At 74.2% G+C, this 22,613-nt stretch carries 17 protein-coding genes and 1 rRNA gene; 3 read left to right on the top strand and 15 right to left on the bottom strand.

Going from position 1 to position 22,613, the window contains the following annotated elements; all coding sequences use genetic code 11:
• Positions 1-33: 33 nt before the first annotated feature.
• From AB0J33_RS27195 to recN, 7 genes are all read right to left on the bottom strand, one after another.
• Positions 34-2,421 carry a hypothetical protein gene (locus tag AB0J33_RS27195; RefSeq protein ID WP_363617275.1) on the bottom strand — a complete coding sequence of 796 codons (2,388 nt, stop codon included), beginning with the start codon at positions 2,419-2,421 and terminating at the stop codon, positions 34-36.
• Positions 2,421-3,590 (bottom strand): glycosyltransferase family 4 protein, encoded by a 1,170-nt coding sequence (locus AB0J33_RS27200; RefSeq protein ID WP_363617277.1) that lies wholly within the window; start codon positions 3,588-3,590, stop codon positions 2,421-2,423. The genes AB0J33_RS27195 and AB0J33_RS27200 overlap by 1 nt, the downstream gene beginning before the upstream one ends.
• A complete protein-coding gene (locus AB0J33_RS27205) occupies positions 3,587-5,272 on the bottom strand; it encodes a lipid II flippase MurJ (protein ID WP_363617279.1) in 1,686 nt (561 codons plus the stop codon). The genes AB0J33_RS27200 and AB0J33_RS27205 overlap by 4 nt, the downstream gene beginning before the upstream one ends.
• Before the next feature lies 1 nt (position 5,273).
• Positions 5,274-6,140 carry a hypothetical protein gene (locus tag AB0J33_RS27210; protein WP_363617281.1) on the bottom strand — a complete coding sequence of 289 codons (867 nt, stop codon included), beginning with the start codon at positions 6,138-6,140 and terminating at the stop codon, positions 5,274-5,276.
• Positions 6,141-6,222: 82 nt separating this feature from the next.
• Positions 6,223-7,164, bottom strand: coding sequence for a copper transporter (locus tag AB0J33_RS27215; RefSeq protein WP_363617283.1), 942 nt, complete (start codon positions 7,162-7,164; stop codon positions 6,223-6,225).
• A 27-nt stretch (positions 7,165-7,191) separates the two neighbouring features.
• On the bottom strand, positions 7,192-8,370 hold the full coding sequence (gene steA / locus AB0J33_RS27220) for a putative cytokinetic ring protein SteA (RefSeq protein ID WP_124773929.1): 1,179 nt from the start codon (positions 8,368-8,370) through the stop codon (positions 7,192-7,194).
• A gap of 119 nt (positions 8,371-8,489) precedes the next feature.
• Positions 8,490-10,247: a DNA repair protein RecN gene (recN, locus tag AB0J33_RS27225; RefSeq protein WP_363617306.1), complete on the bottom strand. Its 1,758-nt coding sequence runs from the start codon at positions 10,245-10,247 to the stop codon at positions 8,490-8,492.
• 89 nt (positions 10,248-10,336) lie between these two features.
• Here recN and AB0J33_RS27230 point away from each other — a divergent pair, with 89 nt between their 5' ends.
• Positions 10,337-11,356 carry a helix-turn-helix domain-containing protein gene (locus tag AB0J33_RS27230; protein WP_363617286.1) on the top strand — a complete coding sequence of 340 codons (1,020 nt, stop codon included), beginning with the start codon at positions 10,337-10,339 and terminating at the stop codon, positions 11,354-11,356.
• Between the two features lie 79 nt (positions 11,357-11,435).
• Here the strand turns inward: AB0J33_RS27230 and AB0J33_RS27235 are convergent, their stop codons facing one another.
• The 5 genes from AB0J33_RS27235 to AB0J33_RS27255 form a co-directional block, all read right to left on the bottom strand.
• Positions 11,436-15,158: a S8 family serine peptidase gene (locus tag AB0J33_RS27235; RefSeq protein ID WP_363617288.1), complete on the bottom strand. Its 3,723-nt coding sequence runs from the start codon at positions 15,156-15,158 to the stop codon at positions 11,436-11,438.
• Between the two features lie 158 nt (positions 15,159-15,316).
• Complete coding sequence (locus tag AB0J33_RS27240) at positions 15,317-16,201, bottom strand: NAD kinase (protein WP_363617290.1); 885 nt, start codon at positions 16,199-16,201, stop codon at positions 15,317-15,319.
• Between the two features lie 103 nt (positions 16,202-16,304).
• Positions 16,305-17,165, bottom strand: coding sequence for a TlyA family RNA methyltransferase (locus AB0J33_RS27245; protein WP_363617292.1), 861 nt, complete (start codon positions 17,163-17,165; stop codon positions 16,305-16,307).
• Positions 17,166-17,203: 38 nt separating this feature from the next.
• Positions 17,204-17,512 (bottom strand): hypothetical protein, encoded by a 309-nt coding sequence (locus AB0J33_RS27250; protein ID WP_363617294.1) that lies wholly within the window; start codon positions 17,510-17,512, stop codon positions 17,204-17,206.
• On the bottom strand, positions 17,509-18,111 hold the full coding sequence (locus AB0J33_RS27255; protein WP_363617296.1) for a hypothetical protein: 603 nt from the start codon (positions 18,109-18,111) through the stop codon (positions 17,509-17,511). Before AB0J33_RS27255 ends, AB0J33_RS27250 begins: the two co-directional genes overlap by 4 nt.
• 111 nt (positions 18,112-18,222) lie before the next feature.
• On the opposite strand from AB0J33_RS27255, the gene AB0J33_RS27260 reads away from it, so the two are divergent.
• The gene (locus AB0J33_RS27260; protein WP_363617298.1) at positions 18,223-18,561 is read left to right on the top strand and encodes an SCP2 sterol-binding domain-containing protein; all 339 of its coding nucleotides are present in this window, start codon (positions 18,223-18,225) and stop codon (positions 18,559-18,561) included.
• 11 nt (positions 18,562-18,572) lie between these two features.
• Here the strand turns inward: AB0J33_RS27260 and AB0J33_RS27265 are convergent, their stop codons facing one another.
• Positions 18,573-19,562, bottom strand: coding sequence for an HAD-IIA family hydrolase (locus tag AB0J33_RS27265; protein WP_363617308.1), 990 nt, complete (start codon positions 19,560-19,562; stop codon positions 18,573-18,575).
• Between the two features lie 38 nt (positions 19,563-19,600).
• Positions 19,601-20,593: a Replicase polyprotein 1ab gene (locus AB0J33_RS27270; protein WP_363617310.1), complete on the bottom strand. Its 993-nt coding sequence runs from the start codon at positions 20,591-20,593 to the stop codon at positions 19,601-19,603.
• On the opposite strand from AB0J33_RS27270, the gene AB0J33_RS27275 reads away from it, so the two are divergent.
• Positions 20,582-22,438 (top strand): hypothetical protein, encoded by a 1,857-nt coding sequence (locus tag AB0J33_RS27275; RefSeq protein WP_363617300.1) that lies wholly within the window; start codon positions 20,582-20,584, stop codon positions 22,436-22,438. The genes AB0J33_RS27270 and AB0J33_RS27275 overlap by 12 nt on opposite strands.
• 90 nt (positions 22,439-22,528) lie before the next feature.
• Here AB0J33_RS27275 and rrf read toward each other — a convergent pair.
• Positions 22,529-22,613, bottom strand: a 5S ribosomal RNA gene (gene rrf, locus AB0J33_RS27280); the annotation flags it as partial.

Genomic DNA, 22,613 nt, shown 5'->3' on the forward strand with positions numbered 1-22,613 from the left:
ACACCTCCGGGCCATCCAAAGGAGGCCCGGCGCTCAGGACGCGGCAACCTCCGTCGATGACCGGGAGACCTGCCGGGGCGGTGTGGGGGCCGGTTTCGACCCGTCCGCGGTCGGCTCCGCCGGGTCGTCGGCGTCACCGGGGGCGTCCGGCGCCGGTTGGGTGACCGTCGTCGGTGCGCTCGACGCCGGGCCGGCGATCGGACGCGGGTGCACGGCACCCAGTGGTCCACCGCCGCCGCTCGGGCCGTCACCCCCACCGACCGGGCCGACCCCGCCCGGCCCCGAGTCGTCGTCGGCGCCGTTGGCGCGGGAACGGCCCAGCACCGGGCGGGTCCGGTCCGCGGCGTGCCCGAGCACCCGCAGCGACGCCAGGGCGGCCATCGGCACCACCAGGGCGGCGGCAGCGCCCATCAGGTCCAGCGCCGCGCCGTCGAGCAGACCACCGAGCACCGCGGCGACCACGGTGCCGGCCAGCGCGGCCCGGACCGCCGGGTAGATGCCGAACAGCCGCATCAGCCCACCCCACGGTTGCAACAGGGCGAACCACACCAGCAACCCGCCGGCCAACGCCAGCACGGTCAACGGGCTGTTGACCAACGTCTCGAAGTTCTCCGTGCTGGAGCGGTGCACGGTGAACCCGCCGGTGCCGTCACCGAGCGCGGAGAGGAACCGGCCCAGGCTGCCCCGCTCCGCCGGCGGACGCCGCAGGTCCACCACGGCGAACCCGATACCGACCGCCAGCGCGGCCATGGTGGCCCAGGCCAACCGGCTGACCGTCAACCAGCCGCCGGCGCTGATCACGGCGGCGACGCTCACCCCGGCGGTGAGCGCGATCGCGCCCACCGGGTCGGCGCCGAGGTACGGGCTGCCGACCACCACCACGGCGAGGCCACCCACCGCCACCATCACCGCCGGTCGCCAACCCCGGTGCACCCGCTGAGCGATCCAGCCGGCACTGAGCAACGCCCCGGCCAGGAACACCCCCAGCCCCACCGTGCTCAGCCCGGCGTACCGGCCACCCTGCAAGGCGGAGTAGCCCACCACGCTGTTGAGCTGCAGGCGCGCCCCGGTGAGCACGTCCAGCCCGACCACAAGCGTGGTGAGGCCGGCCACCGCGCCGACCGGCCCGAGGGTGCCCGCGTACCCGGGCGCGAACCGCACCGCCGCGGTGCCGGCGGCCACCAGCAACGCGGTCACCCCCGCGAAGATCCACCCGGGGTGTTCGCCGCGCCACCAGGGCACCGCGTCGGCCAGCAACGCCGCCGGGACCGTCAACGCCGCCGCGACCAGCAGCAGCTCCACCACCGCCACGATCCGCCCGGAGACCGGCGTCGGGCCGCTCGGGCCGGCGTGCGGACGAGCCCGGCGCAGCAACGGCAGGATCGCCAACGCCAGCAGCACCTGCACCCCGGCGAGCAGCGCGAAGAACACACCGGAGACGTTGCGCTGGGCGGCCGCCTCGCGGTCGGCGTTCGCCGGGGCGTCGATGGCCTCGGCCAGATCCGCCGGACGGCCACCGGTGCTGACCGCCGCACGGCCGAGGAAGAGCCGCTCCGGCATCGGCCGGCCCAGCGCGGCGAGCGCGGTCGGCGCGATGTCGACCAGTTGCAGGTACCCGTCCCGGCCGGTGCTGGCCGAGGTGAGCCACCCCCGCTCCCAGCCCGGCCCGTCGGCGACCGCCACGTGCAACCGCGACGGCTGGGCGGTGTCGGAGATCCCCGCGACCAGCACCAGCGACCGTGGTGGTCGCGCCGCGAGCACCCGGGCCAGTTCGGCGTCCGCCGCGCGGGCCTGCGCGGCGCGGGTCGCCGGGGCGGCCCCGTCGACCGTGCCGAGGTCGACGATGCTGAGCACACACGAGCCGAGCAGCGGCCGGGGGTCGGCCGGCAGCGCCGGGGCGTACCGGTCGACGCGGCCGAACGGTCGGGCGGCGGCCACGGCCGCCCCGGAGCCCACGGCCACGGAGCAGCGCACCGACTCCGACAAAGACCCGGGCAGGGCACCCCAGGGCAGCCGTTGCTGGTTGTACTGGACCACGCTCTCCTGGTCGGGCAGGTTCGCGCCGATACCGTCGGGCTGCTCCACCGTCACCGCCGCCGTCGGGCAACCACCGGCCGGCCTACTGCCGTTCCACGCGGCGAAGCTGCCCGCGCCCAGGGTCAACCAGCCGTCCACCGGGCAGGTCGGCCGGTGCGCGGAGCGCACCGACAGCGAACCGATCGACCCATCCTGGGCCATCCGCCACAGCGTCGGGGTGCGCTGCGCATCCACGTCCTCCCAGCGCAGCCCGGCGATCCCGGCGAGCACCACGAAGTCGGCGGTGCGTTGCGGCGCGCCCTGGGGTGGGCGGGCGGCGAGCGCGGTGACGCCCAACACCACCACGAGCACGGTCAACAGGGCGGGGGCGATTCGGCGCAGCATCACCGGTGTCCCGTTCTCGGGGCGTCGGAGCCGGGGGCGGCCGCCGGACCGCCGCGATCCCCCGCCAGCTCGGCGTAGAGGGCCGCCAGGGTGGCGACGGTGTCCGACTCGGTGGGCCACGTCGCCGCCCGTTCGGCGCCGCGCCGACCCAACTCCGCCCGGGCCGCCGGGTCGTCCAGCAACGCGCGTACCGCCGCGTCGACCGCGTCCACGTCGCCGGCGGGCACGAGGGTGGCGGCGTCGCCGACCAGCTCCGGGAGCCCACCGACCGCGGTGGCCACCAGCGGCACGCCGGCGCGCAGCGCCTCCTGGGCGAACAACTGCCGCGCCTCCCAGTCGCTGGTCACCACCGCCAGGTCCGCGCCGGCGAGCAGGTCGGCCACGTCGGTACGGTGCCCCAGCAGGGTCACCGGCGCACGGGCGGCGGAGGTCCGCGCGGCCAGCGGCAGGTACGCCGGCCCGCTGCCCGCGATCACCACGACCGGCGGCGGGGTACGCGTACGCCAGCGGGCCGCCGCGTCGATCAGCACGTCGTAGCGCTTCTGCGGGTGCAACCGACCGACCGAGACGATCAGCGGCTGGTCCGGGCGCACGCCGAACTCGGCGCGTACCGCCGCTGGGCGTCGACGTGGCGCGGGTAGCGTCGGCGCGGCGACCGGGGCGAGCCGGGCGTCGGCGGCGCCCACCTCGGCGGCCCGTCGGACCAGGTCCGCGGAAGCGCCCAGAGCCACCCGGACGCCGCGGGCCACCACCCGTTCGACGAGCCGGGACACCCCGCCGCGCAGTCCGCCGGCGAGCACCGCGTTGTGCCAGGTGACGATCAGCGGGGCGGTGGGACGGGCCAGCACGGCGACCAACCCGGCCCGCAGGCCGTGGGCGTGCACCACGTCGACCCCGGCCGCGCTGAGCACCCGGCGGAGGACGAGCACCGCCCGGGCGTCGGCCGGAGTCGGGCTGGCCGGGATCTCCACCGGCTCGAAACGCGCACCGACACCGACGAAGTCGAACTGCTCCTGGGTAGCCGCGGGCCCGCAGACCAGGACAGTGGCGCCGCCCGCAACGAGGCCACGGGCCACCGAGCGAACGTGCTGGCCGACCCCGCCGGTGCTGGACGCGAGCACCAACGCGACAGTGCCCGACCACCCGGCAGGCAGAGCTGGCTCGGTCATCGCGTCGCCGTCTCCTTCCCGTCGCCCCGCTCGGCGGAGTCCGCGCCCGACGTCGGCGCGCCACCGGACGGCCCCCGCCGACCCAGACGCCGCAGCACCCCGGCGAGCAGCGGCTGCACGTCCCGCCGGTCGACGAACCAGACCACCGCGAGGAACAAAGCCCCCACCAGAACCCCGGACAGCATGCCCTGACCGAGTGCCGCCGCCATCGTCGGGGTGCCGCCGTCCAGCCCGTCGAGCCAGCGGGTGAGGCCCAGCCCGGCGAGCGCGGCGAGCACCCCGGCGAGGCCGCCGGCCGTCCCGGCCCGGGCCGCGCCCGCGAGGGCGGCGCGGCCGGCGCCGCGCAGCACCGCCAGGAGCAGCAACGCGCCGAGCACCAGCATCCCCACCGAATTCGCGGAGGTCACCGCGAGCACCCGGTCGGCGGTGGGGAGCAGCGCCGTCACCGGCAGCGCCACGGCCGGGACGACCAGCCAGCCGACGGTGATCGCCACCGTCGCCGACCGGGTGTCGCCGCGCGCGTACAGCGCGCGGGACAGGATCGCGAACAAGCCGTAGCCGAGCAGACCCGGCGCGAACCCGATGATGGCCGCCGCGGTGGACGCCGGATTGTCCGGGTAGAAGAGGGCGGCGATCGGCCGCGCGGTACCGATCAACGCGGCGGCGCCCAGGCAGCTGAACAGCAGCACGCCACGCACCGCGCCGGAGAGGGTCCGGGTGTAGCCGTCCTCGTCACCGGCGTCGCTGGCGGTGGCCAGGGTGGGGTAGGACGCCACGGCCAGCGGCACGGCGAGCACCGCCCACGGCAGCAGGTAGATCGCCTGAGCCAGGTTGAACACCTGCGGGGAGCCGGTGGGGCCGCCGGAGACCCGGTTGAGGACCACCAGGAGCGCCACCTGCTGCGCGGCGACCGTCACCGCGCCGGCCGTGGCGAGCCCGCCGATCCGCGCCCGCGCGTCAGCGGTGAAGGTGTACCCGAACCGGGGCCGCAGCCGCAGCCGCCGCAGCGGGATCAGCAGCGAGAGCGACAGCACGACCACGCCGAGGGTGGTGCCGCCGGAGAGGAGTAGTTCGCCGGTACGGCCGACCTGGGCGACTGACACACCCCGCCCCTGAGCGGCGCCGAAGGCCACGTAGACGACGACCACGGTGAGGCTGGACAGCAGCGGCGCGATGACCGGCCAGGCGAAGCGTCGGTGTGCCTGCAGGACGCCGGTGAGCACGATGCCGATCCCGTAGAGCGGCAACTGCGGGGCGAACACGCGCAGCATCCGGGCGCCGGCGGCGAGTTCCGCGGCCGATCGGCCCTCGCTGATCAGCGCGATGATCGGGTCGGCGAAAAGGGCGACGAGCACCGCGAGGGGCACCAGCAGGCTCACCGTCCAGGTGAGCAGGGCGCCGGTGGTCGCCGCCACCGCCCGTCGGTCCTCCGCCGCGACCGCCCCGGCCAGCAGCGGCACGACCAGGCTGGCCAACGCCCCGCCCGCGACGATCTCGAAGACGATGTTCGGCACCGTGTTGGCGATGACGTACATGCCGCCGAGGTCGCTCTGCTCGACCACCCAGGTGAACACGGCGGTACGACCGAAGCCGGCGAGTCGGCTGACCACGGTGAGGACGGCGATGAGCGCGGCTGCCCCGGCCAGCCGGCCGGCGCCGGCGAGGGGTGCCGGTCTGGTCACGTCAGTCGGCGCGTCGGCCCAGTGCGTCCAGCTCGCGCAGCCCCGGGGTCCGCTGGATCACCGCCGTGAAGCTGACCTTCTCGCTGGCGGCGGTGAGCCCGGCGAGGACGGCGAGCACACCGGCCCGGCCGAGCGGGCCGGTACGGGCGGCGAGCGCGACACCGAGCAGCGCCCCGAGCGCGTTCGCGCCGCTGTCGCCGAGCATCACGTCCTCGGCCAGGTCGTCGTGCAGCAGGCCGGCGGCGGCGCCGGCCGCACCCGCGGCGATCCCGCCCTGCGGGCCGCCGGTCAGCGGCGCGGCGAGCAGGAGCCCGGACTTGATCGCCCGACCGGGTCGCAGGTCCAGCAGGTTGAGCAGGTTGGCCGTGCCGGCGATCACGCCCGCGCCGAGCAGCACGTCGACACCCCGACCGAACGCGCCGTGCCGCTGCCGGCGCGGATGCGCGGCGACCCGGGGGTCGGCGGCGAGCAGCGCGGCGGCGGCCAACCCGGCGGCGCCCACCCCGACGACCTTGACCAGACCGGCGGTGACCCGCCCCTCGCGCAGCGCGGCGAGGTGCCCGGCGAAGCCCTTGGCGGTCTTCTGCTCCGGCCGCGCGCCGACCACGTCGTCGTACAGCCCGACGCCACCCGCGCCGAGACCGGCGACCAGGGCGGCCCCACCGGCGGCGCCGCCGGTGGCACCGAACGCGCCGGCGGCGGTCGCGCCGGCGGCGAGCGCCGGCCCGGCGGCCAGACTCACCGTGCGACCGCGGAAGTTGGTGCGCTGCAACGCGGGCCCGGCCGGCGAGGTACGCGCCTCCCGCAGCGCGTACCGGGCCGCCGCGGCACCCGCACCGGCGATCAACAGCCGGCCCAGCGCGCTCACGCCGTCACCTCGCTGCGGCCCCTCAGGCTCGGTCGCTCACACGTCGCCTCGACGATTACGGACACGGGGGTACGTCGTTCGCTCACTGGGGCAGTTTAGGCAGCAGAGACAGGACGTTGTCGCCGACGCCGTACTGCCCGGCCTTCTTCTCGGTGAGTTGCTGCACCAGGGCGAGGGTGGTGACCAGCTGCCCCTGCACCGTGTTGGCGTTGTCGACCGTGGAGATGGTCTGGGCGAGCACCGGGTCGCCGCGCACCACGGACACCAGATTGCCGCCGACGGAGCCGTTGCCGCCCACCACGATCGCCCCGGTGCGGTCGAACTGCTCCGCGATCTTGACGACCGACTCGTCCCGCTTGTCGGAGTCCTTGTCGACGTACGGCTGGCCGCTGACCACGACCACCGCCTCCGCCGAGGCGGTGACCTTGTTGCTGTCGGTGGTCAGGTAGCCGGCGTTGTTGTACGCGGCGAGCACCGCCCGCCGGTCGGCGTCGCTGACCGGCGCGACGCCCTGGGCCCGGTCCAGCAGGACGCTGGCCAGCAGCGCGCTGGAGGTTTCCACGCCGTGCCCGTTGCCCGGCAGGCCGGTGGTCTGCGCGGTCGGGCGGGCCGCCGTCACGGCCAACTCCAACAGGTTGGAGTTGTTGTCCGGGTTGATGAACTTGTCCTGTAGGTCAACCTGGCCGGTGATGGTCGCCCCGGCCTGCTGGAGCTTCTTGAGCACACCCTCGGTGTGGTCGCGCCCGTTGGGCAGGCTGAGCACCACGACCCGCCGCCCGGTGAGCTTGCCGGGCAGGACGACCTGGGAGATCTCCTCGGCGAACTCCTCCTCCAGCGCGAGTTGCTTCTCCATGTTGTTGACCGTCTGGCGCCACTGTTGGTTGTCCTTGCGCAGCCCGGTGACCTGTTCCTTGAGCGAGTCGGCGACCGGGCCGTTGAGGGCGGCCGTGCCGACCACCAGGCCGATCGCCAGAGCCAGGAAGACCGCGGTGAGGGACACCACGTGGTAGCGGAAGTTGATCACGCTTGCAGCCTCTTGATCGGTCGGGAACTAGAAAAGCCGGTACAGCTGGAACACGAAATTGTCCCACCACTCGGCGACCACACCCAGGTACGCCTTCCCGACGGTCGACACGGCCACCGCCGACGCCATCGCCGCGATCGCCGACAAGACCAGCAGCAGCAGCGACGAGCCGGAGATGCTCTGCCGGTAGAGCCGGCTCACCCCTTTGGCGTCGACCAGCTTGCCGCCGACCTTCAGCCGGGTCAGGAACGTCGAGGCCATCCCGCCGCGACCCTTGTCGAGGAACTCGACGAGGGTGGCGTGCGTGCCGACCGCGACCAGCAGCGAGGCGCCCTTCTCGTCGGCGAGCAGCATGGCCAGGTCCTCGCTGGTCGCCGCGGCCGGGAAGGTGATCGCCGGCACACCGAGGCCGTTGACCCGGGGCAGGCCGGGTGCCCGCCCGTCCGGGTACGCGTGCACGATCACCTCGGCGCCGCAGCGCAGCACGTCGTCGGTGACCGAATCCATGTCCCCGATGATCATGTCGGGGGTGTAACCGGCCTCGACCAGCGCGTCCGCGCCACCGTCGACACCGATGAGCACCGGCTTGAACTCCCGGATGTACGGGCGCAGCACGTCCAGGTCGGCCTTGTAGTCGTAACCACGCACCACGATCAGGCAGTGCCGACCCTGGATCTGCGTCTCGATGTCCGGCACGCCGACACCGTCGAGCAGCAGGTCACGCTCCTGGCGCAGGTAGTCCATCGTGTTGGCGGCGAACGCCTCCAACTGCACCGACAGACCCTCCCGCGCGTCGGCCATCGCCTTGCCGACCGACTCGGCGTCCTGAAGGCTGCCGTGCGCCACCGGCTCGTCACCGGCGAAGACCGTGTTGCCCTCGATGCGCACCTGGTCGCCCTCGCGGATCCGCTCGAAGACGCCCTCACCGAGGTCGTCGAGGAGCGGAATGCCGGCGGCGATCAACACCTCCGGGCCGAGGTTCGGATAACGGCCGGAGACCGAGGGCTTGGCGTTGAGCACCGCCGCGACTCCGACGGCGACGAGCGAGTCGGCCGCCACCCGGTCCAGGTCGACGTGGTCGATGACCGCGATGTCACCGGGGCGCAGCCGACCGACCAGGCGTTTCGTCCGGCGATCAAGGCGCGCGGTGCCGAGGACTCTGCCCGGTTCGGAGTTCCGGTTGCGGCGCAACGTGGGTAGACGCATCGTGACCATCCTGGCATGTGAGGCAGGCTTTTCTGTCGCGACATGCCTGAGCAGGGCCGCCTACCCAGGGAAGCACACGTCGGCACAAGCCGGTGTGCTTGCGCTCACAATACGCGGCGTCACAACCGCCTTTCCTTGGCGGCCACGGCCAACAACTCCTCGGCGTGGGCGATACCCAGATCCGAATCGGGCAAACCCGCCAACATGCGCGCCAACTCCCGAGCCCGCTCGGTGTCCTCGACGACCCGCACCCCGCTGGTCGTCACCGCCCCGCCGGTGTCCTTCGCCACCACCAGGTGCCGGTCGGCGAACGCGGCCACCTGCGGCAGGTGCGTGACGACCAACACCTGGTGGCTGCGGGCCAACCGGGCCAGCCGGCGGCCGATCTCCACCGCCGCCTGACCGCCGACCCCCGCGTCGACCTCGTCGAACACCAACGTCGGCGGGCCCCCCGAGCCGGCGAAGACGACCTCGATGGCGAGCATCACCCGGGACAGCTCACCGCCGGAGGCGCCGCGCTGCAACGGCAACGACGGCGCGCCCGGGTGGGCCAGCAACCGCAACTCCACCTCGTCACCACCGTCGGGGGCGACGCCCACCTCGACGCCGTTGACGGCCAGGGTCGGCTCGGCCCGCCCGGCCGGGCGGGGCAGCACCGCCACCTCGATCCGCGCGTGCGGCATGGCCAGACCGGCCAACTCGACGGTGACCTGGTCGGCGAAGCGCACCGCCGCCTCCTGCCGGGACGTGGACACCCGCCCCGCCAACTCGGCCACCTCGACGGCGAGCCGCTGACCCTCCCGCTCCAACTCGTCGAGCAGGTCGTCGGAGGTGTCCAGGTCGGACAGTCGGGTGCGGGCCCGATCGGCCCAGGCGATCACCCCGTCGACGTCGTCGGCGTACTTGCGGGTCAACGCGCGCAGCGCCGCCCGCCGCTCGTAGACATGCTGCAACCGGGCCGGGTCCGCGTCCAGCGTCGCCAGGTACGCCGACAGCTCCGCGGACACGTCGGTGACCAGCGTGGCCGCCTCCTCCAGGCGCGCCGCCAACTCACCCAACGCCGGATCGGTGCCGGCCTGCGCCTCCAGGGTCCGCCGGGCGGTGCCGAGCAGCGCCGCCGCGTCCGGGGTCTCGTCGGTGGCCTCCGCGCCACCGGCCACGCACTGCTGCGCGATCTGCGCGGCCGTCCGCAGGCCCTCGGCGTGCTCCAGCCGCTGCGCCTCGGTCTTCAGCTCGTCGTCCTCGCCGGGCTGCGGATCGACCCGGGTGATCTCGTCGAGGCCCAGCCGCAGCAGGTCCGCCTCCTGGTTGCGCGCACGGGCGTTGCGCCGCCGGTCGGCCAGGTCGTCGATCACCCGACGCCACCCCGTGTACGCGTCGCGCAGCGCGTCGAGCAGCTTCTCGTGCGCGGGACCCGCGAACCGGTCCAACGCGGCCCGCTGCTCGGCCGGCCGCAGCAACCGCAGCTGGTCGGACTGGCCGTGCACGGCGACCGCCTGCTCGCCGACCTCACCGAGCATCGACACCGGCATGCTCCGGCCGCCGACGTGCGCCCGCGAGCGCCCCTCCACCGTCACCGTGCGGCTCAGCAGCACCGAGCCGTCCTCGTCGGGCTCGCCACCGGCCTCGGTGATCCGCGTGTGCACGGCGTCGGCGACCCGCCCGTGCAGGCGCAACCGCCCCTCCACCACCGCCCGGCCGGGTTGGGCGCGGACCCGCCCGGCGTCGGCCCGCCCGCCGAAGAGCAGGCCGAGGCCGGTGACCACCATCGTCTTGCCCGCACCGGTCTCGCCGGTGATGACGTTCATGCCGCCGGTCAACGGCAGCGTGGTGTCCTCGATGACGCCCAGTCCGGTGATGCGCAGCTCTTCCAGCACAGCCACCGACAGTAGACGCGAGGCCCGACACTTGACCAGCCGACGGGCCCGGGTACGGCCGGTACCCGGCCGACGTACAGTTCTGCCCCGTGTTGGACGTGATCGGCCTGACCCCGGCTGAGGAGGAGCTCTACCGCTGCCTGCTCCAGCTCACCACGGCCCGGATCGACGAGTTGGTCCGGCGCCTGCACCGACCCCGTGAGCAGGTCGTCGCGCAGGTCGAGGCGCTGCGCGGCAAGGGCCTCGTGCAGCGCAGCGACAACGACCCGGACGCCCCGCTGCGCCCGACCGCCCCGGACGTCGCCCTCGGTGGGACGCTGCTGCGCCGGCAGGAGGATCTGGAGGCGGCCCGCCGACTGGTCACCCAACTGGCCGAGGAGTACCGCTCCGGGCTGCGCCGGCACCACGTCGACCACCTGGTCGAGGTGATCACCGGCACCCGGGTTCTTCGGGACCGGCTGCGCGACCTACAGAACTCGGCGCGATCCGAGGTGCTCTGGTTCTGCCGCGCCAATCCCCTGGCGATGGCCGGACCGGAGAACGTCGAGGAGTTCGACGCGCTGGCCCGGGGGGTGAGCTACCGGGCCATCTACGAACGCGACCTGCTGCTGGAGCCGGGCGCGTTGGCCGACCTGGCCAAGGGGGTGGCCGCCGGCGAGCAGGCCCGCGTCCTGGACCGGCTGCCGGTCCGACTGGCCATCGTGGACGCCCGCACGGCCATCTGCCCGCTGGTGCCCGACCGCGACGGCGGCGAACCGAGCGCCGCCGTGATCGGCCGCAGTCAACTGCTCGACGCGCTGCTCGCCCTCTTCGAGAGTCACTGGCGGGTGGCCACCCGGCTGCGCCTCGACGACCCGCTCGCCGTCGCGACGGCCGAGAGTCGCCGGCCGGAACCCGAGGACCATCCGGGCGGCGGTTACCAACCGGACGCCGACGAGGCGCGGCTGCTGTCGCTGTTCGTGGCCGGTGTACCTGACAAGTCCATCGCCTCCCAGCTCGGCGTGAGCCGACGGACCGTGCAACGGCGGATCGCCGACCTGATGGCCGCCGCCGGCGTGGACACCCGGCCGGGGTTGGCGTTCCAGGTGGCCCGACGCGGCTGGCTCTGACGCCGCAGGGGTCCGCCGTCGACCGACGACGAACCCCTGCCCGGCGGGCGGGACGGCTCAGCCGCCCCGCCCTCCCCCGTCAGCGCAACCCGTACGCCTGGAGCACCGTCTGGTCGACGGTGTTCCCGGCCCGGTCGGCGGCGTGCACCCGCAGCGACACCGTTCCGCGCCCCGCCGGCACGGTCGCGGTGTACCGGGTGCCCGACCCCTTCGTCGGCGCGTTGCGCCAGGTGACGCCCCCGTCGAGGGAGACCTGCACCCGGACGCTGGTGCCCCTCGGCGCGGAAACCCCGGCCGGCTGGCGCAGCGTCAGCCCCAGCTGGTGCGGCCGGTTGCCGCGTACCGCGCCGAGCAGGTCGGCCGGCACCCGGTAGTCCACCTGCAGCAGCGACAACGGCGTGGCGGCGTCGCCCGCCGGTCGGGCCGAGGTGAACTCCCACGCCGTGTCGGTCCGGGTGGCGTAGCGCCACTCGGCCGAGGACCGCTGGGTGGTCACGTCCAGGCGGTAACGGGCCGCCCCGGCGGTCGTGGGCACCGGCGCCCAGCCGTCGGAGAGGTCCGCGATCTGCCGCCCGTCGCGGCTGACCCGCACCGCGACGGTGTCCGACTCCTCGCTCTCACCGGCCACGCTGTAGTGCCCCTGCGCGTCGACGAACTCGGGCACCCGCAGATCCAGGTTGTCACCGGCGCGGGTGGGCACCGGCACCCCACTCGCCGGCACGGCCGGGCGGATCACCGGGACGTGCCAGGTCTCGGTCTCCCGGTCGTCGGCGGCGTACTGCCGGGGCTGCTCGGTCAGGCCACCGGTCAACTGCCCGTCAGCCATGAACGTGATCTTGTGCAGGACCCGGTGCTGCCACCAGTTGTCGTCGGCGCTGACGAACTCCTGCCGGGTGCTGCCGGCGCGCACCAGCCGCTGGTTGTCGTTCCAGGAGGTCTCCTGCCACGGACGCCACCCGAAGCGCTGCTCGCTGGCCCACTCACCACCGACGCCCCCGTAGCTGGCCGTCACCTCGGCGGTGTTCCGCTCGGTGACCCGGTGCGTGATCCGCTCCGGGACCCGCCCCTTCGAAACCTGCCACACGTCGTACAGGTAGGGGCTCTGCACGGTCAACGTCAGATCCAGCGTCGCGCGGCCACGCTTGGCCGCCGCGATCACCTTCTGCCCGTCGTCGTGCGCCACCGCCAGCGCCGGGATGGGCAGGCGGTCACCCAACGGCGTCCACGACGTCCACGCGCTCCAGTCGGCCGGTCGGACGATCAGCGCCACCGTCGCACCGGCGGCGGCCGCCGCCGCGATCTGCTCCTCCTCCGAGGCGTCCGGACTGGTGGTGAGCAGCGCAGCCGCACCACGCACCCGGGCAAGCTCACCCGGGGTGCCGGTGCCGGCCCAGATCAACGGCAGCTTCCGCCGGTCGGACGGCGCCGGCGAGTAACCCATCAGGTTGATGTCCAGCGGGCCGGACACCCCACTGATCGTCGCGTCCACCATCGGGGCGACCAACTGCCAGCGCGACGAGAACTCGAACTCCCCCGCGCGCACCGGCCGCGTCGGTGTGACGTTGACCTGCTGAACGGTGCTGAAGGTCATTACCCCGTGGTCGACCTGCCGGCCGTTGCCGAAGACCCGGTGCTCGTAGAAGCTGATCGTCGCCTGCTGTTCGGAGGGCTTCGGCGTCTCGATGCGCACCGGAGTGCCCTTGCGCGGGTCGAGCAACACCGTGAGGTCCCGGTCGACCAGCAGCTCCGGGTCGGTGACCAGGGTGATCTGCTCGTCCAGTGGGGCACCGTGTTCGATCAACGCCTCAAGCAGGTAGGGGCCCTCCTCGACCTGGAGTTGCACCTCGCCGCCGACCCAACCGAGCCAGTCGGACTCGGGCTGCTCACCGAAGAGGGTGAGCACCGACGCGAGACCCGGCTGACCCTGCATGTCCAGCGCCTTCACGGTCACGGTGTGCAGCGGGCCGCTGAGGGTGAGCGCGACCGCGGTGCGCACCGCCACACCGTCCGCGCCGGTGGCCACCAACCACCCGCCGTGCAGACCCCGGTCCAGCTTTGCCGGGTCCGCCCGCAACGGCACGGCGACGCTGCCGCCGGCCGGCACGGTCACCTCGGCGCCGCCGACCGAGACACCGTCGGTCTCGGCCGCGCGGGTGTCCAGGTTGCGCAGTTCCAGCGCCAGCCGCAGGGTCTGCGGGGCCGTGCCGCCGTTGGTGTACGTCACGGTCCGCTCGGCCGTCGCGCCACCGGTGCTGAGCCGGCCGAAGTCGGCGGTCCCGGAGGAGTACACCTGCTGGCCGAGCGCCCGCGCCACGTCGACGCGGCCGCCACCCTGCTCGAACACCGTCAACGCCGGGTTCGCCTTCGTGGTGCTGACCAGCGCGTCCTTCAGTTTCGCGGCCGGCCAGTCCGGGTGTTCCTGGGCGAGGATCGCCGCCGCTCCGGCCACGTGCGGGGTGGCCATCGAGGTACCGGACGCGGTCGTGTAGGCGTCGTCGACCGGCGTACCCATGGCGGTGCCGGCGGCCCGCGCGGCGACGATGCCGACGCCCGGCGCGGTGATCTCGGGCTTGAGGCCGTTGTCGCCGAGTCTCGGCCCACGGCTGGAGAAGTCGGCGAGGTTGTCGTCACGGTCCACCGCGCCGACGGTCAGCGCCGCGGCGGCCGCGCCGGGCGCGCCCACGGTACGCGCCGCGCCCTCGTTACCGGCCGCGACCACGAACAGCGCCCCGGTCTCGGTGGTCAACTCGTTGACGGCCTGACTCATCGGGTCGGTGCCGTCGGTCGGGGAACCGCCGAGGCTCATGCTGACCACCTTCGCGCCGGAGTGGGCGGCCCACTCCATGCCCGCGATGATGGACGAGCTGTAGCCGGAGCCAGCGTCGTCGAGCACCTTGCCGACGAGCAACCGGGCACCCGGGGCGACGCCCTTGCGTCTCCCCTCGGACGCGGCCCCGCTGCCGGCGATGGTGGAGGCCACGTGGGTGCCGTGACCGTGCCCGTCGCGGGCGCTGCCGCTGCCGGAGAAGTCCTGCGCCTCGGCGATCCGGCCGGCCAGGTCGGGGTGGGTGGCGTCGACGCCGGTGTCGAGCACCGCCACCTTCACGCCGGTACCGTCCCGCCCGGCCGCCCAGGCCGCCGGGGCGCCGATCTGCGGCACGCTGTGCTCCAGTGTCGGGCGGACCTTCCCGTCCAGCCAGATCCGGGCGACACCGGCGCCGAGCGTGGCCGGCGCACCGGCGGCGACACGCTGCCCCGGCGCACCCCGCAGCGACGTCCACAGGCCACCCAGATCACCCTTACCGACCCGCACCGCCGCGCCGTTGATGCTCGCCAACGGCCGGGCGTCGGTGGCGCCGGTGAGCGGCCGGACCCGACCGGCGGCCGGCTGCTGATAGCGGACGATCAGCGGCAACGCGCCCTGCGCGGCGTCGCCGTACCCGTCGGCGACCAACTCCTGCACGTCGAACAGGTTCGGGTCGAGCACCCCCGCGGAGAGGTACGGCATGACGTCGCTGGGCAGCACCCGCAGCCCACCGTCGACCTCCACGGTCTGAAAGATGATCCGCTCCCGACCCGGACCGCGCCGGACGCTGGCGGTGACCCGGCCGGGCGCGGCCTGGACCAGGTCGACCTGGTCGCCGGTGATCAGGGTGATGCGGACGGGCGCGACGCCCGAGGCGGGCGTGCCCGGGTGCGGGCCGGTGGGCCGGGCGGGCGGGTCGGCGGACGCCGGTGCGGCGAGGCCGACCACCAACGCGCCGACCGCGCCGACGGCGAGCCAGCGTGGGGACCAGTGCATGCGATGTGCTCCTCTACTCCTCCAGGCCCCGCATCCGTAGATGCGGGCCGATCGGAGTCTGCGACGGAGCGTGTCACCAGGTCACTAGCCGCCGGCCGCCGCAGCGGCGACATGTCGTCAGGTGGACAACCGACGTCCACCGACGGTGTGCGCCACGGTCACCGACGGCTGCCGCGCCACCCGTGCACCGGAAGACCGAACTTGGCCACCAGGCGGTCGGTGAACGGGCGGGGCCGCAACCGCACGATCCGCACCGGCAGGGCGCCCCGACGCACCGTCACCCGCGCGCCCGGTGGCAGGTCGTAGACCCGTCGCCCATCGCAGGAGAGCACGGCGAGGGTGGTGAACGGATCGACGGTGATCACGAAGGTGGACGTCGGGGCGGTGACCAACGGTCGGCTGAACAACGCGTGCGCGCTGATCGGCACCAGCAGCAGGGCCTCCACCTCCGGCCAGACCACCGGCCCGCCACCGGAGAACGCGTACGCGGTGGAGCCGGTGGGCGTGGCGCACACGACGCCGTCGCAGCCGTAGCGCGACAAGGGTCGACCGTCCACGTCGACGAGCAGCTCGAGCATCTGCGCCCGCTCGCCCTTCTCGATGCTGATCTCGTTGAGCGCCCAGGACTCGATGGTCGGCCCACCGTCGAACTCGGCCGTGACGTCCAGGGTCAACCGCTCGTCGACCGTGTAGTGGCGACCGACGACGTCCCGCACAGCGGTGTCCAGGTCGTCGATCTCCGCCTCGGCCAGGAAGCCCACCTTGCCCAGGTTGATGCCGAGCAGCGGCGCCTTCGCCGGTCGGGCCAGCTCGGCGGCCCGCAGGAACGTGCCGTCCCCACCGAGCGCGAAGACGATCTCGGCGCCCTCGGCCGCCTGCGGCCCGGCGACCGGCACCACACCGGGCAGGTCGAGGTCGTCGGCCTCGTCGGCGACCACCCGTACCTCGAAACCCGCGTCGATCAGGTCGGCGGCCACCGAACGGGCGTGCTCCGTGCTGCGCCGACGACCGGTGTGGGTCACCAGCAGCGCGGTCCGGCTCATCGGGCCACCCGCCCACCCGAAACCGGACGGCGTACCGTCCCCGGCGCCCCGGCACGGCCGCGGGTCACCGCGCGACCCGTTGCGGTGCCCTCGCTGCGCGCGTTCACCCTGCGACCTCCTCCGCCGCCACGTCCGGCACGTCGCCGGCCGTCGTCGAGCCGTCCGGCCCGGCCGCCACCACGGCCCGCACCCGCTGCGGGTCGGCCGGCGGTGCGCCCCGGCGCAACCATACGAAGAACTCCACGTTGCCGCTCGGCCCGGGCAGCGGGCTGGCCGCCACGTCGGCCAGCCCGAGGCCGAGCCGCGCGGCCGTCGCGGCCACGTCCAACACCGCCTCGGCGCGCAACTGCGGATCACGTACGACCCCGCCGGCGCCGACCCGTTCCTTGCCGACCTCGAACTGCGGCTTGACCATCAACGCCAGGTCACCGTCGTCGCGGGTGCAGCCGGCGAGCGCCGGCAGCACCAGCCGCAGCGAGATGAACGACAGGTCGGCCACCGTGAGGTCGACCGGGCCACCGATCGCGTCGGCATCGAGGGTACGGACGTTGGTGCGCTCCAGAACCCGGACCCGCTCGTTGGTCCGCAGCGACCAGGCGAGCTGCCCGTAGCCGACGTCCACGGCCACCACCTCGGCGGCGTCGGCGCGCAGCAGCACGTCGGTGAACCCACCGGTCGACGCGCCCGCGTCCAGGCAGCGTCGCCCGGCCACGTGCAGCCCACCGGGGGCGAACGCGGCCAGCGCACCGGCGAGCTTGTGCCCGCCCCGGGAGACGTACTCCTCGGTCGGGTCCGCACCGGTCACCAGCAGCGGATCGGCGGGGTCGACCATCGCGGCCGCCTTGCGGGCGACCACCCCGCGCAGTTGGACCCGGCCGGCCTCCACCAACGCGGCGGCCTGCTCACGGGAGCGGGCCAGACCGCGGCGGACGAGTTCGGCGTCCAGCCGGTTACGACGTGCCATGGGTGGTTCTCCGGTCTGCTCAGGCCTGGTCGTCGCGCTCAGGTCTGGTCGATGGTGGCGAGGGTTTCCCGCAGCGTCTCGTAGGCCGCCTCGTACTGGGCGATCTGGTCGGCGGGAGCGAGCGTCGCCGCGTTGGCGATGGCCCGCACGGCGGCGTCCACCGCCGGGTGCCGCGCCTCGTCGTCGCCGAGGTCCGGCGGCGGCCCGGGGCGGGCGCCCACCGGAGGAGCCGGCCGCGCCGGGAAGCCGCCAGCCGGCGGAGCGGGCCGAGCGGGGACGGACCCGCCAGGCGGTGGGCCGGGCCGGTTCGGGAAGGACCCGCCGGTCGGTGGGCCGGGCCGGGTCATGCGGCGTCGTCCGGCTGCTGCTTGCGGACCGCCTTCTTGGCGGGCATCGCCGCCGGCGTCGGGACGTCCTCGTCGGCGGTCCGGCTGATCGTCGCCGGCGGCTTCTTCGCGATGGCCTTCTTGGCGACCGCCTTCTTCGCCACGGCCTTCTTCGCCACGGCCTTGTGGGGCGCCGGCGCGGAGACCGGGGCACCCGCCGAGGTGTCGGAGGGCACGAGGCCGGTGCCGGGCCGCGCGGCGACGGTCGGGGCGGGTTGCGGCGTGGGGCCGGCGGCCGGCGCGTCGGCCGGCTCGGCGGACCGCGCCTCCCGGAGCTGCCGTTCCAGGTCGTGCACCCGCCGGGTCAGCTCGGCCACCTCGTCGGCCGTGGCCAGACCGACCGCACCGAGGGCCCGGTCGACCTCGAAGCGGACCAGCTTGGTCAGGGCTTCCCGGTTGGCGGCGCCGGTGGTGACCAGTTCCTCGCCGAGGGCCTGAAGTTGGGCGGCGGTCGCACCGCCGGAGCCGACGAGGCGCCGCGCCACGTCCTGGGCCTTCTTCCGGGGCGCCTCCGCAAGGCCCATGGCCAGCTCGAGGTAGGCGCGCCACGCGTCCTGCATGCCTGAGTCCTTCCACGGGGCGGGGTGTCCAGGTGTCACGCTACCGGGCACCTCGGACCGACCCGTGCGGTACGGTGCCGAGGACGGCGTGGCGATCAGCGAGGGGGAGATGTGGCCAGCGTGGACGAGTGCCGGCAGGCGTTGCAGGAGCTGGCCGCCCGGTTGGATCGCAACGCCGAGACGGTACGCGAGAAGATCGACCTGGACCGGACGCTCGCCTGCCGGATCACCGACCTGAACACCGCGTTCCACGGCCGGATCACCGGCGGGCGGCTGGTCGAGCTGACCGACGGCGACGACCCCAAGGCCAAGATCGCGCTGAGCACGTCCAGCGACGACCTGCTCGCCCTGGTCCGCGGCGACCTCGACGTCACCAACGCGGTGACCTCCCGCCGCGTGTCGATCAAGGCGAACCCGTTCGACCTGATCAAGTTGCGCAAGCTGCTCTGAGGCCGGCCGCCTCACACGGCAGCGGTCAGACCGAAGCTCTCCATCACCTGGGCCGCGTCCGAACCCACCGGACGGATCTTCGGCAGCGCCGGCTCCGGTGCCGACCACGCCACCGCGCAGAGCGCCGCCAGGGCATCCAGCGCCCGACCCGACCCGGCCAGCTCCAGCGTGCCGTCCCGGTCGGTCACGGACCAGCCGCTGGCGTCCGCCGGGCCCGGCACCCGCACGGCGGCAGCCGGATCGAACAGCCCCGCCAGGTCCCGCGCGACGAACGTGGGCCGCCGCCGCGGCTCGGCGGCCAGCAGATCCGGTACGCCGCTGACCCCGGTCAGCACGAGCAAACTGTCCAGCCCGGCCCGCCGGGCACCCTCGATGTCGGTGTCCAACCGGTCACCCACCACCAGACTCCGGCCACCACCACTGCGCCGGGCGGCGGTCTCGAACAGCGCCGCCTCCGGCTTGCCGACCACCACGTCCGGGTCCCGCTCCAGCGCGGTACGCAGCACGGCGACCAGCGAACCGTTGCCGGGCAGTGGCCCCCGCCCGCTGGGCAGCGTTCGATCGGTGTTGGTGGCGATCCAGAGCGCACCCGCCCGCACCGCGAGCGACGCCTCGGCCAGCTCGGCCCAGCCGACCTGCGGGCCGTACCCCTGCACCACCGCGGCCGGCTTCTCGTCGGCCTGGCTGACCGGGTTCAGGCCGACCGCGCGCAGCTCCGCGCGCAGCGCCTCCGCGCCCACCACCAGCACCGCGGCGCCGGCGGGCAGCCGGTCGCGAAGCAACTCGGCCGAGGCGGCGGCGGAGGTGAGGACCTCCTCCGGCCGCGCCGGCACACCCATCCCGGTCAACAGGTCGGCGACCTCGCTGGACCGGCGGGACGCGTTGTTGGTGGCGTACGCCACCGACCGTCCCTCGGCGTGCAGCCGGGCCACCGCCTCGACGGCGCCGGGGATCGGCCGGTCGATCAGGTAGATCACCCCGTCCAGGTCGAAGACGACCATGGTGTACCCGTCGACCAGCCGCTCCCCCACGCCCGTGCTCACCGCTGCGCCGACCCCGACTCGTCGTTCCGGGCCGCAACGGTCCCGGCAACGTTCGCCGCGTCCCCGCTCGCCGCGTCCCCGCTCGCCGCCTCGCCGTTCGCCACGCCGCTGTCGCCAGCGGCGTCCGTCTCGGCGTTGCCGCTCCCGGTCGGGTGACGGTCCTCGTCCTCGTCGTCGAAGCCTTCGTCGTCGGCGGGACGGCCGACTGCGGCGGCCTCCTCCTCGTCGTCGAAGTCCTCGTCTTCGTCGTCTTCGTCCTGGTCGTCGACGTCGTCATCCTCGTCGTCGTCCTGGTCGTCGAGGTCGTCCTCGTCGTCGTCGCCGGTCAGGTCGGCGTCGGACCGGGTCGGTACCGCGCCGGGAGCGCCCGGACCCGCGGCGATCTCCTCGGCGACCTCGTCCTCGTCGTCGCCCTCGATGACCACGCCGTCGAGTTCGAGCAGCCGCTCGGCCGCGTCGGTCTCGCCCTCCGTGTCCACGTCGGCCGCACGGGAGAACCACTCGCGGGCCTCCTCACGCCGACCCACCGCGAGCAGCGCGTCGGCGTACGCGTACCGCAGCCGGGCGGTCCACGGCACGGTGGCCTCGCTGGTGAGGTCCGGCACCTGGAGCATCGCGACCGCGGCGTCCTTCTGCCCGAGGTCTCCTCGCGCGCCAGCGGCGACGATCAGCAACTCGATCGCCACGGCCTGGTCAAGCTTCTCCCGGTCCGCGCCACGGAACAGGTCAATGGCCCGCTCCGGCCGGCCGAGAGCCCGCTCGCAGTCCGCGAGCACGGCCAGGTGGCTCTGCAGCCCGCTCATCCGGTGGTACGTGCGCAGCTCGGCGATCGCCGTCTGCCACTCCCCCGCGTGATACGCGGCCAGCCCCACCGCCTCACGAACGGCGGAGATACGCGACGCGAGCCGCCGGGCGGCCAGCGCGTGCGCCAACGCCTCGGCCGGGTCCTCGTCGATCAGCTGCCCGGTGGCGACCAGGTGCCGGGCCACCGTCTCGGCGACCGGCTTGTTCAGCGAGAGCAACTCGGCGCGTACGTCCTTGTCGAGGTCGGTCGCGACGATGTCGTCCGGCAGTGCCGGGGCCGAGCTACGCCCGCCCTCGAACGACTCGGAGCCCCCCGCGCGGTCGTCGCGGCGGAACTCGCCCTCACGACGCGGCCGGTCGTCGGCTCGGAAGCCACCGGTGCGCTCTCCACCCCGATAGCCGCCGTCGCGGTCGCCGCCACGGAAACCGCCCTCGCGCGGGGCGCTGGAACGCGAACCGTCCCGGTCGCCACCACGGAAACCACCCTCACGGGGAGCGCCGGAACGCGAACCATCGCGATCCCCACCACGGAAACCACTCTCACGACGGTCACCGCCCCGGAAACCACCCTCACGCGGGGCACTGGAACGCGAACCGTCCCGGTCCCCACCACGGAATCCACCCTCACGGCGGTCACCGCCCCGGAAACCACCGTCACGGTCACCGCCCCGGAAACCACCCTCGCGAGGCGGACCAGAGCGACTACGGTCGCCGCCGCTCTGGTACCCGCCCTCACGACGGTCACCACCACGGAAACCACCCTCACGGGAAGCGCTGGAACGCGAACCGTCCCGCTCGCCACCACGGAAGCCACCCTCACGGTCGCCACCTCGGAAGCCGCTGTCGCGGTCGCCGCCGCGGAAGCCGCCCTCACGCGGGGCGCTGGAACGCGAACCATCGCGGTCGCCACCACGGAAACCACCCTCACGGCGGTCACCGCCCCGGAAGCCACCCTCGCGAGGCGGGCCGGAACGAGTACGGTCGCCGCCGCCCTGGTACCCGCCCTCACGACGGTCACCACCCCGGAAACCACCGTCACGGTCACCGCCCCGGAAACCGCCCTCGCGGCGGTCACCGCCCCGGAAGCCGCTGTCGCGGTCACCGCCCCGGAAGCCGCCCTCACGCGGGGCGCCGGAGCGCGAGCTGTCCCGGTCGCCACCACGGAAACCACCCTCACGGCGGTCACCGCCCCGGAAACCACCGTCACGGTCACCGCCCCGGAAGCCACCCTCGCGGCGGTCACCGCCCCGGAAACCTCCGTCGCGGTCACCGCCGCGGAAGCCGCCCTCACGCGGGGCGCTGGAACGCGAACCATCGCGGTCACCACCACGGAAACCACCCTCACGGCGGTCACCGCCCCGGAAACCACCGTCACGGTCACCGCCCCGGAAGCCACCCTCGCGAGGCGGACCGGAACGAGTACGGTCGCCGCCGCCCTGGTACCCGCCCTCACGACGGTCACCACCCCGGAAGCCACCTTCACGGGGAGCGCCGGAGCGCGAGCTGTCCCGGTCGCCACCACGGAAACCACCCTCACGGCGGTCACCGCCCCGGAAACCACCGTCACGGTCACCGCCCCGGAAACCGCCTTCGCGCGGGGCGCTCGAGCGCGAACCGTCCCGGTCCCCACCACGGAAACCACCCTCGCGGGGAGCACCGGACCGGAAGCCACCTTCGCGGGGAGCGCCACCCGAGCGTGCCCCATCGCGGTCGCCGCCTCGGTAGCCGCCCTCGCGGGGAGCGCTGGAGCGCGAGCCGTCGCGGTCGCCGCTTCGGAAGCCGCCTTCGCGACGGTCGCCGCCCCGGTAGCCACCCTCACGCGGGGCGCTGGAGCGCGAGCTGTCCCGGTCACCACCACGGGAACCAGAGTCGCGGCCGCCGGCGTATCCGCCTCGGGCGCCACCATTGTCGCGGTCTCCCCGGTACGGAGGCCGGTCTCGGTCATCACGGCGCGGGCCGCGGTCGCGTCCACCCGCACCGTCAGTACGGTCTTCGTAGCGACGGGGACGGTCTCCGCCCTGCGGTCCTGAACTCACAGGTACATCCTTCCTGATTGCGCCACCAATGGCGCTACGCAGTCGAGGGCCGACCCGGATGGGGCGGCCCTCGACTGGAAGATTGTCCGGCGGTGTCCTACTCTCCCACACCCTCACGAGTGCAGTACCATCGGCGCTGGAGGGCTTAGCTTCCGGGTTCGGAATGTAA

It is taken from the genome of Micromonospora sp. NPDC049645, assembly GCF_040675155.1.
In the GTDB taxonomy this organism is placed as follows: Bacteria; Actinomycetota; Actinomycetes; order Mycobacteriales; family Micromonosporaceae; genus Micromonospora.

Excerpts from the sequence above, each read along its gene's own strand:
- AB0J33_RS27245 (WP_363617292.1), bottom strand. The coding sequence starts at position 17,165 with ATGGCACGTCGTAACCGGCTGGACGCCGAACTCGTCCGCCGCGGTCTG.
- AB0J33_RS27255 (WP_363617296.1), bottom strand. The coding sequence starts at position 18,111 with ATGCAGGACGCGTGGCGCGCCTACCTCGAGCTGGCCATGGGCCTTGCG.
- AB0J33_RS27195 (WP_363617275.1), bottom strand. The coding sequence starts at position 2,421 with ATGCTGCGCCGAATCGCCCCCGCCCTGTTGACCGTGCTCGTGGTGGTG.
- AB0J33_RS27265 (WP_363617308.1), bottom strand. The coding sequence starts at position 19,562 with ATGGTCGTCTTCGACCTGGACGGGGTGATCTACCTGATCGACCGGCCG.
- AB0J33_RS27200 (WP_363617277.1), bottom strand. The coding sequence starts at position 3,590 with ATGACCGAGCCAGCTCTGCCTGCCGGGTGGTCGGGCACTGTCGCGTTG.
- AB0J33_RS27240 (WP_363617290.1), bottom strand. The coding sequence starts at position 16,201 with ATGAGCCGGACCGCGCTGCTGGTGACCCACACCGGTCGTCGGCGCAGC.
- AB0J33_RS27250 (WP_363617294.1), bottom strand. The coding sequence starts at position 17,512 with ATGACCCGGCCCGGCCCACCGACCGGCGGGTCCTTCCCGAACCGGCCC.
- steA (WP_124773929.1), bottom strand. The coding sequence starts at position 8,370 with ATGCGTCTACCCACGTTGCGCCGCAACCGGAACTCCGAACCGGGCAGA.
- AB0J33_RS27235 (WP_363617288.1), bottom strand. The coding sequence starts at position 15,158 with ATGCACTGGTCCCCACGCTGGCTCGCCGTCGGCGCGGTCGGCGCGTTG.